This window comes from Amycolatopsis samaneae, assembly GCF_039541975.1.
GTDB lineage: Bacteria > Actinomycetota > Actinomycetes > Mycobacteriales > Pseudonocardiaceae > Amycolatopsis > Amycolatopsis samaneae.
The window spans coordinates 19261-33739 of sequence record NZ_BAABHG010000002.1; the positions used below are offsets into that span (position 1 = coordinate 19261).

At 70.3% G+C, this 14479-nt stretch carries 13 protein-coding genes and 1 pseudogene; 5 read left to right on the plus strand and 9 right to left on the minus strand.

Translation table 11 applies throughout. From position 1 onward, the window contains the following. Positions 1-87 precede the first annotated feature (87 nt). The 7 genes from ABD987_RS03610 to ABD987_RS03640 are packed head-to-tail and all read right to left on the minus strand — an operon-like array spanning position 88 to position 6489. Positions 88-492, minus strand: coding sequence for a metal-sulfur cluster assembly factor (locus ABD987_RS03610; protein ID WP_345386873.1), 405 nt, complete (start codon positions 490-492; stop codon positions 88-90). Continuing rightward, positions 489-938, minus strand: a complete 450-nt coding sequence (sufU, locus tag ABD987_RS03615) for a Fe-S cluster assembly sulfur transfer protein SufU (RefSeq protein WP_345386875.1) — start codon at positions 936-938, stop codon at positions 489-491. The genes ABD987_RS03610 and sufU overlap by 4 nt, the downstream gene beginning before the upstream one ends. Position 939: 1 nt before the next feature. Then, positions 940-2226 (minus strand): cysteine desulfurase, encoded by a 1287-nt coding sequence (locus ABD987_RS03620; RefSeq protein ID WP_345386877.1) that lies wholly within the window; start codon positions 2224-2226, stop codon positions 940-942. Between the two features lie 50 nt (positions 2227-2276). After that, a complete protein-coding gene (gene sufC / locus ABD987_RS03625) occupies positions 2277-3044 on the minus strand; it encodes a Fe-S cluster assembly ATPase SufC (RefSeq protein ID WP_345386879.1) in 768 nt (255 codons plus the stop codon). Positions 3045-3077: 33 nt separating this feature from the next. Continuing rightward, on the minus strand, positions 3078-4250 hold the full coding sequence (gene sufD, locus ABD987_RS03630; protein ID WP_345386881.1) for a Fe-S cluster assembly protein SufD: 1173 nt from the start codon (positions 4248-4250) through the stop codon (positions 3078-3080). Between the two features lie 2 nt (positions 4251-4252). Then, positions 4253-5713 carry a Fe-S cluster assembly protein SufB gene (gene sufB, locus ABD987_RS03635; RefSeq protein ID WP_345386883.1) on the minus strand — a complete coding sequence of 487 codons (1461 nt, stop codon included), beginning with the start codon at positions 5711-5713 and terminating at the stop codon, positions 4253-4255. After that, a complete protein-coding gene (locus ABD987_RS03640) occupies positions 5710-6489 on the minus strand; it encodes a helix-turn-helix transcriptional regulator (RefSeq protein WP_345388215.1) in 780 nt (259 codons plus the stop codon). Before ABD987_RS03640 ends, sufB begins: the two co-directional genes overlap by 4 nt. Positions 6490-6707: 218 nt before the next feature. On the opposite strand from ABD987_RS03640, the gene mptB reads away from it, so the two are divergent. Genes mptB through ABD987_RS03655 form a run of 3 tightly spaced genes read left to right on the plus strand, consistent with a single transcriptional unit; the run spans position 6708 to position 10088 of the window. Next, on the plus strand, positions 6708-8315 hold the full coding sequence (mptB, locus tag ABD987_RS03645; protein WP_345388217.1) for a polyprenol phosphomannose-dependent alpha 1,6 mannosyltransferase MptB: 1608 nt from the start codon (positions 6708-6710) through the stop codon (positions 8313-8315). A 5-nt stretch (positions 8316-8320) separates the two neighbouring features. Then, positions 8321-9247: an ABC transporter ATP-binding protein gene (locus tag ABD987_RS03650; RefSeq protein ID WP_345386885.1), complete on the plus strand. Its 927-nt coding sequence runs from the start codon at positions 8321-8323 to the stop codon at positions 9245-9247. 55 nt (positions 9248-9302) lie between these two features. Next, the gene (locus ABD987_RS03655; protein WP_345386887.1) at positions 9303-10088 is read left to right on the plus strand and encodes an ABC transporter permease; all 786 of its coding nucleotides are present in this window, start codon (positions 9303-9305) and stop codon (positions 10086-10088) included. 80 nt (positions 10089-10168) lie between these two features. Here ABD987_RS03655 and ABD987_RS03660 read toward each other — a convergent pair whose 3' ends face one another. Then, a complete protein-coding gene (locus tag ABD987_RS03660) occupies positions 10169-11059 on the minus strand; it encodes a phosphotransferase (RefSeq protein ID WP_345386889.1) in 891 nt (296 codons plus the stop codon). A 243-nt stretch (positions 11060-11302) separates the two neighbouring features. Between ABD987_RS03660 and ABD987_RS03665 the strand changes: the two are divergent. Then, positions 11303-12064, plus strand: a pseudogene (locus ABD987_RS03665) (lysozyme); the annotation flags it as partial. 796 nt (positions 12065-12860) lie between these two features. After that, positions 12861-13613 carry a thioesterase II family protein gene (locus ABD987_RS03670; RefSeq protein ID WP_345386891.1) on the plus strand — a complete coding sequence of 251 codons (753 nt, stop codon included), beginning with the start codon at positions 12861-12863 and terminating at the stop codon, positions 13611-13613. A gap of 16 nt (positions 13614-13629) precedes the next feature. On the opposite strand, the gene ABD987_RS03675 is transcribed toward ABD987_RS03670, so the two are convergent. Continuing rightward, entirely contained in the window at positions 13630-14397 is a 768-nt protein-coding gene (locus ABD987_RS03675) for an ABC transporter ATP-binding protein (RefSeq protein ID WP_345386893.1), read from the minus strand. Positions 14398-14479 lie beyond the last annotated feature (82 nt).

The window sequence follows — 14479 nt, forward strand, 5'->3', positions numbered from 1 at the left end:
TCAGCCGGAAACCAAGCCAAAGAGCCGTTAAGGCCGCCTTACGGGCGTCTGACGCCCGTAAGGCGGCCTTAACGGCACGATGAAGATCTAGACGGTGAAGCCGAGGGCGCGCAGCTGTTCGCGGCCGTCCTCGGTGATCTTCTCCGGGCCCCACGGCGGCATCCAGACCCAGTTGATCCGGAAGTCGCTGACCAGCCCGCCGGAGGTCAGCGCCGCGCCGGTCTGGTCCTCGATGACGTCGGTCAGCGGACAGGCCGCCGAGGTCAGCGTCATGTCGATGGTGGCGGTGTTGTCCGCCTCGACCCGGATGTCGTAGACGAGGCCGAGGTCGACGACGTTGATGCCCAGCTCGGGGTCGACGACGTCCCGCATCGCCTCCTCGACGTCCTCGACCTTGGCGACGTCGGCGGCGGGCGCCGCCTGCTCCGGCAGATCGGCGGCCGTGCGGCCTTCCCGGTGCTCGGGGGTCTCGGTGGTGATGGGTTCGGTCATGCTGTTTCAGCTCCACTGGTGGTTCGGGCTACCGCGTCCTTGAAGGCCATCCAGCCGAGCAACGCGCACTTGACCCGCGCCGGGTACCTCGCGACACCCGCGAAGGCGACGCCGTCCTCCAGCACGTCCTCGTCCGGTTCGACCTTGCCCTTGCCCTGCATCAGTTCCACGAAGGCGTCCATGGTGGTGAACGCCTCCTCCACAGTGTGCCCCACGACGAGATCCGTCAACACCGACGTCGAGGCCTGGCTGATCGAGCAGCCCTGACCCTCGTACGAGATGTCGGCGACCTTCCCGTCGTCGAGCTTGACGCGCAGCGTCACCTCGTCGCCGCAGGTCGGGTTGACCTGGAACGACTCGGCGTCGAACGGCTCACGGAGCCCTCGCCCGTGCGGGTTCTTGTAGTGGTCCAGGATGATCTCCTGGTACATGCTCTCCAGGTTCATCTCACGCGACCCCGAAGAACTTCTGCGCCTCGCGGACACCGGCCACCAGCGCGTCCACTTCGGAGGGTGTGTTGTAGAGGTAGAACGAGGCGCGCACGGTCGCCTGCACCCCGCACGCCCGGTGCAGCGGCCACGCGCAGTGGTGCCCGACCCGGACCGCGATGCCGAGGCTGTCCAGCACCTGGCCCGCGTCGTGCGGGTGCACGCCCTCGATCTCGAACGCGATCGTGGCGCCGCGGCTCTCCAGATCCGCGGGCCCGACGATCCGCACGCCGGGGATCGCGCTCAGCCCGGCCAGCGCGCGCTCGGCGAGCAGGTGCTCGTGCGCGGCCACGCGGTCCATGCCGATCGCCGAGAGGTAGTCGACGGCCGCGCCGAGCCCGATGGCCTGCGAGGTCATCGGCACGCCCGCCTCGAACCGCTGCGGCGGCGGGGCGAACGTCGAGCCCTCCATCTTCACCAGCTCGATCATCGAGCCACCGGTGAGGAACGGCGGCATCGCGGCCAGCAGCTCCTGGCGTCCATAAAGGACACCGATGCCGGACGGGCCGAGCATCTTGTGCCCGGAGAACACCGCGAAGTCGACGCCGAGGGCGTGGAAGTCGACCGGGAAGTGCGGCACCGACTGACAGGCGTCCAGCACGGTGAACGCGCCGACGGCCTTCGCCTTCTCCACGAGGAAGTCGACCGGGTTGACCGTACCGAGCACGTTGGACTGGTGCGCGAACGCGACCACCTTGGTGCGCGGCGTGATCAGCTCGTCCACATCGGACAGATCGAGCCTGCCCTCGGCGGTCACCCTGAACCACTTGAGCGTGGCCCCGGTGCGCTGGCACAGCTGCTGCCACGGCACGAGGTTGGCGTGGTGCTCCATCTCGGTGATGACGATCTCGTCGCCGGGACCGACGACGAAGCGCGCGGCCTCGGGGCCCGCCGTGGCGGCGTTGCCCATGGAGTAGGCGACGAGGTTGATGCCCTCGGTGGCGTTCTTGGTGAACACCAGCTCCTCCGGGTCCGCCCCGACGAACTCCGCGATCCGCGCGCGGGCGGACTCGTAGGCGTCGGTGGCTTCCTCGGAGAGCTGGTGCGCGCCACGGTGTACCGCCGCGTTCGAGGTCTCGACGTAGTGCCGTTCGGCGTCGAGCACCTGCGCCGGCCGTTGCGAGGTCGCCCCGGAATCCAGATACACCAACGGTTTTCCGTCGCGCACGGTGCGCGACAGGATCGGGAAGTCGGCGCGCAGCGCCGGCACGTCCAAGGGGACAGAGCTGGCCGAGGTGGTGGTCATCGGCTCGACTCCTCTCGGTGGGTAGTCATGATTCCGGGGCGAACGACACGTCAGACGGCGGCTTCGGCCTTGCCGACGTACTTGACGTAGCCGTTCTCCTCCAGCTCGTCGGCGAGTTCCCGGCCGCCCGACTCGACGATCTTGCCGCCGGCGAACACGTGCACGAAGTCCGGGGTGATGTGCTTGAGGATGCGGGTGTAGTGCGTGATCAGCATGACGCCGACCTCGCTCGAAGCCTTGTAGTCGTTGACACCCTGCGAAACGACGCGCAGCGCGTCGACGTCGAGGCCGGAGTCGGTCTCGTCGAGGATGGCGAACTTCGGCTTGAGCAGCGCCAGCTGCAGGATCTCGTGGCGCTTCTTCTCACCGCCGGAGAAGCCCTCGTTGACCGAGCGCTCGGCGAACTCCTGCGAGATCTCGAGCTTGCCCATCTCCTCCTTGACCTCCTTGACCCAGTGGCGCAGCTTGGGGGCCTCGCCACGGACCGCGGTGGCCGCGGTGCGCAGGAAGTTGGACATGGACACGCCCGGCACCTCGACCGGGTACTGCATCGCGAGGAACAGGCCCGCGCGGGCGCGCTCGTCGACGCTCATCTCCAGGACGTTCTCGCCGTCCAGCAGCACCTCACCGGAGGTGACCTCGTACTTGGGGTGCCCGGCGATGGCGTAGGACAGCGTGGACTTGCCCGAGCCGTTGGGCCCCATGATCGCGTGGGTCTCGCCCGAGCGGATGGTCAGGTTGACGCCCTTGAGGATCTCCTTGGCACCCTCGTCGGTGGTCACCGACGCGTGCAGATCCTTGATTTCCAGCGTTGCCATTTCTTTCCTAAAGTCTGTTGTGGACGGAGGGCGTCAGGCGCCGACGGCTTCGAGTTCGGCCTCGATCGCGGCTTCGAGGCGCTCGCGCACCTCGGGCACGTCGATCTTGACCAGGATCTCGTGGAAGAACCCGCGCACGACCAGCCGCCGCGCCGCCTCTTCCCCGATCCCGCGCGACTGCAGGTAGAACAACTGCTCGTCGTCGAACCTTCCCGTCGCGCTGGCGTGTCCGGCGCCCTCGATCTCGCCGGTCTCGATCTCCAGGTTCGGCACCGAGTCCGCGCGGGCACCCGGCGTCAGCACCAGGTTGCGGTTGAGCTCGTAGGTGTCGGTGGCCTCGGCGGCCGCCCGGATGAGCACGTCGCCGATCCACACGGTGTGCGCGTCGTCGCCCTGCAGCGCGCCCTTGTACATCACGCGGGACCTGCAGTTGGCGACCGCGTGGTCCACGAACAGCCGGTGTTCCTGGTGCTGGCCCTTGTCCGCGAAGTACAGGCCGAGCATCTCGACGTCGCCGCCCTTGTCCGCGAAGGTCGCGGTCGGCGAGACCCGGACCAGGTCGCCGCCGAGGGTGATGACGATGTGCTTGAGCGTGGCGTCGCGGCCGAGCTTCAGGTGCTGCTCGGACACGTGCACCGCGTCGTCGGCCCAGTCCTGGACGCTGACCACGGTGACCTTCGCGCCGTCGCCGACGACGAACTCGACGTTGTCGGCGTAGCTGCCGGAGCCGACGTGGTCGAGCACGATCACGGCCTCGGCGAACGCCTCGGCGCGGACCTGGAGGTGCCCGTAGGCGACCTCGCCCTCGCCGGGGCCGTGGATCCGCAGCACCGACGGCTTCGACGCCTTGGTCTCCTTCGGCGCGGTGACGATCGTGGCCTTGGCGAAGGCGGAGTACGCCTGCGCGGCGATCCGGTCGCTGGGCACGCCCGCCTCGCCGAGACGGGAGTCCTCGCGGCCGACAGTCTCGATCTTCAGCTCGGGCGCCGCCTCGGCGTCCAGGGTGATCTCGCCGGTGGCGGCCGCGCTGCCGTCGTGCAGGCCGCGCAGCCGCTTCATCGGCGTGAAGCGCCAGTTCTCCTCACGGCCGCCCGGGACCTCGAAGGCCTGGACGTCGTAGGAGGTGAACCGCTCCGCGCGGGAGGTCGCCGGGACGACGACCCCCTCGCGGACCGCTTCGGAAACGTTGTTCTCGGTAACCGACATGACTAGCCGACGGACCCTTCCATCTGGAGCTCGATCAGGCGGTTCAGTTCGAGCGCGTACTCCATCGGCAGCTCGCGCGCGATGGGCTCGACGAACCCGCGCACGATCATCGCCATGGCCTCGGCCTCGTCGAGGCCGCGGGACATCAGGTAGAACAGCTGCTCTTCGCTGACCTTGGACACCGTGGCCTCGTGGCCCATCGACACCTCGTCGTTGCGGATGTCCACGTACGGATACGTGTCCGACCGCGAGATCGTGTCGACCAGCAGCGCGTCGCAGACGACGCTGGACCGCGAGTGGTGGGCCCGCTTCGCGACCTTGACCAGGCCGCGGTAGGAGGTCCGGCCGCCGCCGCGCGCCACCGACTTCGACACGATGGTCGAGGAGGTGTACGGCGCGAGGTGCTCCATCTTCGCGCCCGCGTCCTGGTGCTGGCCCTCGCCCGCGAACGCGACCGACAGGACCTCGCCCTTGGCGTGCTCGCCCATGAGGAACACCGACGGGTACTTCATCGTCACCTTGGAACCGATGTTGCCGTCGATCCATTCCATGGTCGCGCCCTCTTCGCACTTGGCGCGCTTGGTGACCAGGTTGTAGACGTTGTTCGACCAGTTCTGGATGGTCGTGTAGCGGCAGCGGGCGCCCTTCTTGACGATGATCTCCACGACCGCCGAGTGCAGCGAGTCGGACTGGTAGATCGGCGCCGTGCAGCCCTCGACGTAGTGCACGTAGGCGTCTTCGTCGACGATGATCAGGGTCCGCTCGAACTGGCCCATGTTCTCGGTGTTGATCCGGAAGTAGGCCTGCAGCGGGATCTCCACGTGCACGCCCTTCGGCACGTAGATGAACGAGCCGCCGGACCACACCGCGGTGTTCAGCGCGGAGAACTTGTTGTCCCCGGCCGGGATCACGGAGCCGAAGTACTCACGGAAGATCTCCGGGTGCTCCTTGAGCGCGGTGTCGGTGTCCAGGAACAGCACGCCCTGCTCCTCCAGGTCCTCGCGGATCTGGTGGTAGACGACCTCGGACTCGTACTGCGCGGCGACACCGGCGACGAGGCGCTGCTTCTCCGCCTCGGGGATGCCGAGCTTGTCGTAGGTGTTCTTGATGTCCTCGGGCAGTTCCTCCCAGGAGGTGGCCTGCTTCTCCGTGGACCGCACGAAGTACTTGATGTTGTCGAAGTCGATCCCGGAGAGGTCCGCGCCCCAGTTCGGCATGGGCTTCTTCTCGAAGAGCTTGAGCGCCTTCAGTCGCGCTTCGCGCATCCACTCCGGCTCGGACTTCTTCGAAGAGATGTCGGTGACGACGTCCTCGTTCAGCCCGCGACGGGCGCTGGCGCCCGCCTCGTCGGAGTCCGCCCAGCCGAACGCGTACTTGCCAAGGGACTCGATGGTCTCTTCCTGGCTCAGCGGCTGGCTCGGGGACTCCGTGGTGGGAGTGCGCTGCTCGGCAGCGGCAGTCATGCGGGTTTCCCTCCATTCGGGATCCGTGCTGTACGTCCCGGGGACGGCGGGGCCGCCTCGGGACGCTCTGTGCTCCCCGGCTCTTGCGGAGCCGGGCTACCCGCCGTAGTGGCGGGTACGTGTGTGGTGCACGCGTTGTCCCCGCGTGCGATGGTCGCCAGCCGCTGCACGTGCGTGCCGAGCAGCTTGGCGAACGCCTCGGTCTCGGCCTCGCACAGCTGCGGGAACTCCGCGGCGACGTGGGCGACCGGGCAGTGGTGCTGGCAGAGCTGTTCGCCGACCCCGACCTGACGGGTCGACGCAGCGTAGCCCTCCCTGGTCAGGGCGGTCGCGAGGGCCTCGGCCCGTGCCACGGGGTCGTCCTCGCCGGTGATCGCCTTGCGGTGCGGCTCGACGAGCGAGGCGACGCGACGCTCGGCGAAGGCGCGTACCGCGTCCTCGCCCGCGTGCTCGGCGAGGAACCGGATGGCCGACACGGCGAGGTCGTCGTAGGCGTGCCCGAAGCGGGCGCGACCGGACTCGGTGAGCAGGAACAGCTTCGCCGGACGGCCCCGCCCTCGAGGCCCGCGGCGCGGCGCGTCCCTCGTCTCGGCCTCACCGTCGGCGAGCAGCGCGTCGAGGTGACGACGGATCGCCGTCGGGCTGATCCCGAGCTGCTCGGCGACCGTCACCGCGGTCATCGGGCCCTGTTCGAGCAGCAGCCGGGCGACCTCGTGCCGGGTCCGCCCCTCGGCGCTGACCTGCACGGGAACAGGGGGAACCCCGGCGGAGTACATGTCGTCACCCACCTGCTCACCCGCTCCCGTCTTTTTCACAACACAAGTGTGTCTTATTTCCGCCCGGACTTCAAAGGCGGGGTGTCCGGCAGTGACCCGAGTCACCCTCAAGCCGACTCGATACGCTTCGTGGCGTGGCAGTCGGCGAGCACCCCGCGCAGCGGGACCCTGGGGAAGACAAGGCCCGCGCGAACGGCACCGTCGGCGCCCCGGTGGCGATGGTCCCGGACGCGCCCTCGCCCGCCGGGCCGCTCGAACCGGAGCCGCTCGACCCCCGCGAACGGCGCGCGCTGGACGTCGTCCGGCGGTTCGGCACCGTGGGCGCGCTGTTCCTCGCGCTCGGCTCGCTCGGCGCGGGCGCCGCCCCGGTGCTGAACCCGGTGCAGGAGATCCCGGTCCTGCGGCTGTTCACCCGGATCCCGACGGTCTCGCTGGCGATCGCCTTCGCCGGGATGGGCATCCTGGTGATCAGCTGGCTGATGCTCGGCCGCTTCGCCCGCCCGGACCGCGCCCGCCTGGCCAGCCAGGCCCAGCTCGCCCGCACGATCGCGATGTGGGTGGCGCCGCTGCTGCTCATCCCGCCGCTGTTCTCCCGCGACGTCTACAGCTATCTCGCGCAGAGCGAGATCGTGCACCGCGGGATGGACCCCTACACCCTCGGCCCCGCACAGGCCCTCGGCGTCGCCGACCCGCTCACCGCCGGGGTGTCCAACCTCTGGCGCGAGACCCCGGCGCCGTACGGGCCGCTGGACCTGCGGCTGGGCGGCTGGCTGGCACCGCTGGCGGGCAACAACATCGTGGTCGGCGTGCTGCTGCAACGCGGGCTGGCGCTGGTCGGCGTGGTGCTGATCATCTGGGCGCTGCCCCGGCTGGCGCGGCGCTTCCGCGTGCAGCCCGCGACCGCGCTGTGGCTGGGCGCGGCGAACCCGCTGCTGATCTTCCACTTCATCGCCGGGGCCCACAACGACTCGCTGGCGATCGGGCTCATGGTCGCCGGGGTGGAGGTCGGCATCCGGCGGCTGCCGAGGCGGGGCAAGGGCGACACGCCCCCGCCGCTGGCCAAGGGGGAACTGCTCTACATCGGTCTCGGCGTCGCGATCATCACACTCGGGGTCGCGGTGAAGGCGCTGCCCGTGGTGGCACTGCCGTTCCTGACCGTGATGGTCGCGCGGCGCTGGCACGGCCGGATCAAGGACCTGGTGCTGGCCGCGCTGCCGATGGCGGCGTTGTTCGGCGTGCTGCTGGTCGCGGTGTGCGTGGGCAGCGGGCTCGGCTTCGGCTGGATCGGCACCACCTTCAACACCCCGGGCCTCGTCCGCAGCTGGATCTCCCCCACCGCCGAGCTCGCGCAGCTCGACGGCGTGCTCGGCATCGCGCTCGGGCTGGGCAACCACACCAACGCGCTGGTGCCGATCTTCGGCACGCTCGGCTACCTCGTCGCGGGCGTGATCACGTTCAAGTTCCTGTGGGACAGCTTCAACTGGCGCTACCGGCCGATCATCGGCCTCGGCGTCGCGCTGGGCGCGGCGACGATCCTGCAGATCAACCTCCAGCCGTGGTACGTGCTGTGGGCGGTGATCCCGCTCGCCGCGGCGGCGGGGACCTCGCGGTTCCGGATCCTCGCCACGGTCGTCAGCGCGGGCCTGCCGTTCCTGCTGCCCCCGACCGGCAGCACCTTCGACGGCCGCTCGTACGTGCTGCCGTGGGCCTACGGCGCGGCCATCGTCGTCGTACTGACCGGGCTGGTGATCGTGCGCAGGCAGGCGCCGCTCCTGCTGTCGAGGCCGTCCCCCGCACTCCGGGCGAAGGCCGACGCCGTATCTTGACAGATGTGAGTGCCCCCGCCGTCGAGATCACCGGCCTGGTGAAGCGTTACGGTCCCACCACCGCCGTCGACGGTCTCGACCTGCGGATGGAACGCGGGTCCGTGCTCGCCCTGCTGGGCCCCAACGGGGCAGGCAAGACCACCACCGTCGAGATCTGCGAGGGTTTCCTGAACCCGGACGCCGGTTCCGTGCGCGTCCTCGGTCTCGACCCGGCCCGCGACGGCGCCGCGCTGCGTCCCCGCGTCGGCGTCATGCCCCAGGGCGGCGGCGCGTATCCCGGCGTCCGCGCGGGCGAGATGCTGCGGCTGGTCGCCTCGTGCGCGGCGAACCCGCTCGACCCGGCCTGGCTGCTGGACGTGCTCGGCCTCGCCTCGGCGCGGCGGACGCCGTTCAAACGGCTCTCCGGTGGGCAGCAGCAACGGCTTTCGCTGGCGTGCGCGCTGATCGGGCGCCCGGAGCTGGTGTTCCTCGACGAGCCGACCGCCGGGATGGACCCCCAGGCGCGGCGCCTGGTCTGGGATCTGGTGACCGCGCTGCGCGCCGACGGGGTGAGCGTGCTGCTCACCACCCATCTGATGGAGGAGGCCGAAACCCTCGCCGACTCCGTCGTGATCGTCGACCACGGCAAGGTCGTCCTCGCGGGTTCGCCGCAGGCGCTGACCGTGGAAAGCGGTGACGCCGCGCAGTTGCGGTTCAAGGCGCGGACCCGGCTCGACACCGCCCTGCTGAGCACCGCGCTGCCCGAGGGGTACGTCGTCCGCGAGTCCTCGCCGGGCGCCTACCTCGTGGAGGGCGCCGTGGATCCGCAGGTGGTGTCCGCGGTGACGTCGTGGTGCGCGCAGCAGGGCGTGCTGCCGGAGGAACTGCAGGTGGGACGGCGGACGCTGGAGGAAGTCTTCCTGGAGCTGACCGGACGGGAGCTGCGCGCGTGAGTCACCCCGGCGAGCGAACCCAAGACATCATGCGCCACAAGGGATTCGACATCGTATGACCACCTTTCCCGCCGGTACGTTCACGCCCGCGCCGGGCCGCGGCTCGCTGGGCCGCATGCTGCGCACCCACGCGCGCGTCGAGGCGAGCCTGACCCTGCGGCATGGCGAGCAGATCCTGCTGACCCTGCTGATCCCGCTCGCGCTGCTGATCGGGTTGTCGCTGCTGAACATCCTCCCCGCCGCGCAACTCGGCTCGACGTCCAAAGTGGACTGGATGACGCCGCGTGTGCTGGCGGTGGCGGTGATGTCCTCGGCGTTCACCGGCCAGGCGATCGCGCTCGGCTTCGACCGCCGCTACGGCGTCCTGAAACGGCTTTCCGCGACCGCGCTGCCCCGCTGGCTGCTGGTCGCCGGACGGGTGGCCGCGGCGCTGGTCGTGGTCGCGCTGCAGTCGGTGATCATCGGCGCGGTGGCGCTGCTGCTCGGCTGGTCGCCCTCGGCGGCGGGCCTGGCGTCGGCGGTCGTCCTGCTGGTGGTGGGCACCCTCGCCTTCGGCGCGCTGGGCGTGCTGCTCGGCGGCGCGCTGCGGGCCGAGGCCGTGCTGGCGCTGGCGAACGTCGTGTGGTTCGTGCTGCTGCTGGCGGGCGGGATCCTGCTGGCGCCCTCGACGATGCCCGCCGGGATCGGCACGGTCGTCTCGCTGCTGCCCTCGGGCGCGCTGGCGGAGGGCCTGCGGGCGGCGCTGGTGGACGGGACGTTCGCCTGGGGACCGCTGGGCGTGCTCGTGGTGTGGGCGGTGGCGGCGGGCGCCGTCGCGAGCCGCACCACCCGCCTCACCTGAGTTCCCGTTCCCCGGCGGTCAAACGCCCCAGCAGTCTCTGAAGGCCACCTTGAGGACGTTTAGGTCCCTCAAGGTGGCCTTCAGAGCGTCGGAACCCGGGAGTTCAGCAGCGTGGCCAGGTCCGTGAGGCGCCGGACCGAGTCCCGCGCCCGTCCGGGATCCGGCGCCTCGGACAGGAACACCAGCGCCAGCATCACCGCGGCGTCCAGCCGGAGCAGCAGTTCCTCGGCCTCGGACAGCTCCGGCAGCGGGCGGACCGACGCGTAACCGGCCAGGAACGCGTCGCCGGGTTTCTCGTTCTCCAGCACGCGATACAGGTCGAGCGCGGCGGGGCCGACGAGCGCGTTCGACCAGTCCACGAACGCGAGCAGCCGTCCGGCCCGCGCCCGGAGATTGTCGGCGCGCACGTCGAGATGCAGCAGGCTGGGTGCGAACCGGTCGAGTCCCCGCGCGATCCCGGCGAGCCGGTCCTCCCCCGGCAGTTCCGGCAGGCCCGCCACCAGTTTCCGCGCCTCTCCCCAGCGGCGCGTGACGCGACGGCCGAGCAGGAGCGACGTCGGCAGGCCCTCCTGCGCCACGGGGGTGATCGGCGGCGGGGGCACGGCGTGCAGCCTGGCCACGGCACGGCCGAGCCCGGCGGGATCGGGCTCGGTGCCGTCGTCCTCGACGTAACCGGTCAGCAGCGCGGTCCGGCCACCGATCCGCAGCAGCCGGTACGCGACCGGGACCGGCACGTCGTGGTCCGCCAGGTGGGTCAGGATCGCCCATTCCTGGTCGAGCAGGGCGCCGGCGGAGACGTGCGGGTCGTTCACGTTCCGGTAGACGGTCTCCTTCGGGACCCGCAGGGCGACCGTGCCGTACGCCGGCGACTCGGCCCGGTACACGGAGAACTCCAGCCCTTCGCCCGCCGGTGTCACGTCCCGCAGGTCCGCCGCCTCGGCGAACGGCAGCACCCGATCGTCCGGCTCCATCGATTCCCCCGGCTCACCGGGCTCACCCGGGTGAGTGATCTCTGTGGGACCCCGGGCCGCGCCGTCGTCCAGCGGCAACGCCGTGTCCAGGGCGGACGTCGCTCACTCCCACGAATCCCAGGAGTCACACTGAGTGCCAAATGACACAGAAATTTACAACTACCACTTTAGTCACGCACACTCCTACCGAGCGTGAGGACGCCTGCGGCGTGTCGCACGCGGTGCGGGCAAAGGGAGGCCGTGATGAAACTGGGCGTCAGGCTGGCGATCGGAAGCTTGTGCGCCGCCGCCGCGGCGGTGGGCGTGCTGGTGACGGGCGGCCCCGGCGGTCCCGCGGACGGCGGCACCGAGGCGGCGGTGAACCTCGCGGCGGCGGGTGACGACGAGATCGCCGGGATGGACGTCTCCTCCCACCAGGGCAACGTCGACTGGGGCGCGGCATGGCGCAACGGGGCCCGGTTCGCCTACGTCAAGGCCACCGAGAACACCAACTACACCAACCCGTTCTTCGCGCAGCAGTACAACGGTTCCTACGACGTCGGCATGATCCGCGGCGCCTACCACTTCGCCGTCCCGAACGCGACGAGCGCGGTGGCGCAGGCGGACTACTTCGTCGCGCACGGGGGCGGCTGGTCGCCCGACGGCCGGACGATGCCGCCGATGCTGGACATCGAGTACAACCCCTACGGCCCCACCTGTTACGGGCTGTCCCAGCCCGCGATGGTCTCGTGGATCAAGGCCTTCTCCGACCGGATCCACGAGAAGACCACCCGGTGGCCGATGATCTACACGACCACCGACTGGTGGCAGACCTGCACCGGCAACAGCCCGCTGTTCGGCGACACCCATCCGCTGTTCATCGCGCGCTACGCGAACAGCGCCGGTCCCCTGCCCAGCGGGTGGAAGTACTACACGCTCTGGCAGTACTCCGACGCCGGGAAGTTCCCCGGCGACCAGAACGTCTTCAACGGCCCGATGGACCGGCTGAAAGCGCTCGCACTGGGCGAGGGCCGCACCGAGGTGCCGCCCGCCAGGCCCGCGCCGACCACCAGCGCCGCGCCCTCGTCGAGCAAGCCCGCGACCAGCGCGCCACCGCCGGGCAGCAAGTCGACCACGCCCACTTCGAGTTCGCCGTCGAGCACGGCGCCGAAGAGCAGTTCGCCCAGTTCGGCGCCGAAGACGAAGACGTCGCCGAGTACGTCGTCCAAAGCGGCGCCGACGACGTCCGGCCGCGCGGAGAGTACCCCGGGCCTGGTGTGGGCGGGCGGTAAAACCCCGGCGAAACAGCCGCGTGCCGAGCTGACACCGCCGAGCAGCCGCACGAGCGAACCCGCGCTGGTCGCGGTTCCGGTGACCACCGCCCCCGGCTCGCCCGAGCCGAGCGCCACCCCCGTCACCAGCGCGCTGCCGGACGTCCCGGTCGCGGCGCCCCCGGCCGCGCCCGCCGACGCGGCGGCGACCCGGGCGAGCGGCGACCTCGCCAGCACCGGGGTGTCCACCGCCCGCACGGTGGTGTTCGGCGCGAGCCTGATCGTGCTCGGCGCGTGCCTGCTGATGCTGCTCCGGATGATGGTGCTGCGCCGCCGCCCGAAACGGATCCGGTGACGGGACGAACCCCACCGGCACGATCGCTTTTCAGACAGCCGGACCGGCACTTCGCGGGGTGAACCGCGAAGTGCCGCGATCCGGTCCGGGTGACGCCCGGCTCAGGTGTTCCAGGGGCTCGCTGGGGTAGACCACCGGCTTCCCGTCCTGGCAGATTCGCCGGAAGCATCGGCGAATCGACGAGATCGGACGGGAAATGACGGTTTCGACCGACGAAAAACTCTGGCTCAGGCGATTCCATCCGGCGCCCGGCGCGGCCACCAGGCTGGTGTGCTTCCCGCACGCGGGCGGTTCGGCGAGCTATTTCCACCCGGTCTCCACCGCACTTTCTCCCCGTGCCGAGGTGCTGGCCGTGCAGTATCCGGGCCGTCAGGACCGGCGGGCCGAGCCGCTGATCGACGACCTCGCCGTCCTGGCGGACCGCCTGGCCGAGCTGGTGGCCCGGCAGCTCGATCGGCCGACGGTGTTCTTCGGGCACAGCATGGGCGCGTCGCTCGCGTTCGAAGTCGCCAGGAGACTGGAGGCCCGGCAGCGGGTGCTGGCCGGGTTGTTCGTGTCCGGACGCCGGGCCCCGTCGGCGCATCGCGACGAACGGGTACACCTGCGCGACGACAAAGGCCTCATCGAGGAGATAAAAAGCCTCAGCGGCACGGACGCGTATCTGCTCGACGACGACGAAGTCGTCCAGATGATGCTCCCGGCGGTACGCAACGACTACCGGGCGGCCGAGACCTACCGCTACCGGCCGGGGCCGGACGTCAGCTGCCCCGTCACGGCGCTGCTGGGCGACACGGACACCAAGGTGACGGAAACCGAGGCGGCTGCCTGGCGCGAACACACCTCCGGCCCCTTCGAACTGCGGGTGTTCCCGGGCGGTCACTTCTACCTCAACACGCACCACGCGGCGGTGAACCGGCTGCTGGCCGAACACCTCGCGACGGTGTCCTGAACCGTCGCCGCCCGTCTCAGCGGGCGGCGACCCGCTCCTGCCAGGCGCCGATCCGGGTCATCCGCTCGGCGACCGAATCCGGGGTCGGCGAGCGCAGCTCACCGGCGAGCCGCCCGTCGGCCAGGAAGATCGCCTTGTCGGCGTAGGAGGCGGCCATCGGGTCGTGGGTGACCATGACGATCGTCTGCCCGTCCTTGTCGACGGCGTCGCGGAGCAGGCCGAGTACCTCCCGGGCGGTGCTGGTGTCCAGCGCGCCGGTCGGCTCGTCGGCGAAGATCACCGCGGGCCCGGTCGCGAGTGCCCGCGCGATCGCCACGCGCTGCTGCTGCCCGCCGGACATCTGCCCCGGCATGTGGTCACGGCGGTTGGCCAGCCCCACCTTGCCGAGCACGGACTCGATCCGCGCCGCGTCCGGCTTGCGCCCGGCGAGCCGCATCGGCACGGCGACGTTCTGCGTCGCGTTCAGCGCGGGCAGGAGATTGAACGCCTGGAAGACGAACCCGATGCGATCGCGCCGGAGTTTGGTCAGCTCGTTCTCGCTCATCCCGGTCAGTTCGACGCCCTCGATCGTGACCGACCCCGCGTCCGGCTGGTCGAGCCCGGCGGCGCAGTGCAGCAGGGTGCTCTTGCCGGAACCCGAAGGTCCCATCACCGCGGTGAAAGTCCCTTGGGCGAAGCCGACGGTGACGCCGGCCAGCGCGACCACCTCGGAGTCGCCGGCCCCGTAGGTCTTGCGCACGCCTTCGAGACGAACAGCGTCGCCTTCGTTGCCGGGCCTGTCCATGTGCTCTCCTCGAGTCGCCTTCGCGCCGAACATCTGACCTCGTTTCTTTCGAAAAGATATGGGAATCGGCGAATCGGGACCA

What these genes read in the sequence shown, in the direction of transcription:
- ABD987_RS03675 (WP_345386893.1), bottom strand. Translation starts at nt 14,397, where the DNA reads ATGGACAGGCCCGGCAACGAAGGCGACGCTGTTCGTCTCGAAGGCGTG.
- sufB (WP_345386883.1), bottom strand. Translation starts at nt 5,713, where the DNA reads ATGACTGCCGCTGCCGAGCAGCGCACTCCCACCACGGAGTCCCCGAGC.
- ABD987_RS03670 (WP_345386891.1), top strand. Translation starts at nt 12,861, where the DNA reads ATGACGGTTTCGACCGACGAAAAACTCTGGCTCAGGCGATTCCATCCG.
- ABD987_RS03660 (WP_345386889.1), bottom strand. Translation starts at nt 11,059, where the DNA reads ATGGAGCCGGACGATCGGGTGCTGCCGTTCGCCGAGGCGGCGGACCTG.
- sufD (WP_345386881.1), bottom strand. Translation starts at nt 4,250, where the DNA reads ATGTCGGTTACCGAGAACAACGTTTCCGAAGCGGTCCGCGAGGGGGTC.
- sufC (WP_345386879.1), bottom strand. Translation starts at nt 3,044, where the DNA reads ATGGCAACGCTGGAAATCAAGGATCTGCACGCGTCGGTGACCACCGAC.
- ABD987_RS03610 (WP_345386873.1), bottom strand. Translation starts at nt 492, where the DNA reads ATGACCGAACCCATCACCACCGAGACCCCCGAGCACCGGGAAGGCCGC.
- mptB (WP_345388217.1), top strand. Translation starts at nt 6,708, where the DNA reads ATGGTCCCGGACGCGCCCTCGCCCGCCGGGCCGCTCGAACCGGAGCCG.
- ABD987_RS03640 (WP_345388215.1), bottom strand. Translation starts at nt 6,489, where the DNA reads ATGTACTCCGCCGGGGTTCCCCCTGTTCCCGTGCAGGTCAGCGCCGAG.
- ABD987_RS03655 (WP_345386887.1), top strand. Translation starts at nt 9,303, where the DNA reads ATGACCACCTTTCCCGCCGGTACGTTCACGCCCGCGCCGGGCCGCGGC.
- sufU (WP_345386875.1), bottom strand. Translation starts at nt 938, where the DNA reads ATGAACCTGGAGAGCATGTACCAGGAGATCATCCTGGACCACTACAAG.
- ABD987_RS03620 (WP_345386877.1), bottom strand. Translation starts at nt 2,226, where the DNA reads ATGACCACCACCTCGGCCAGCTCTGTCCCCTTGGACGTGCCGGCGCTG.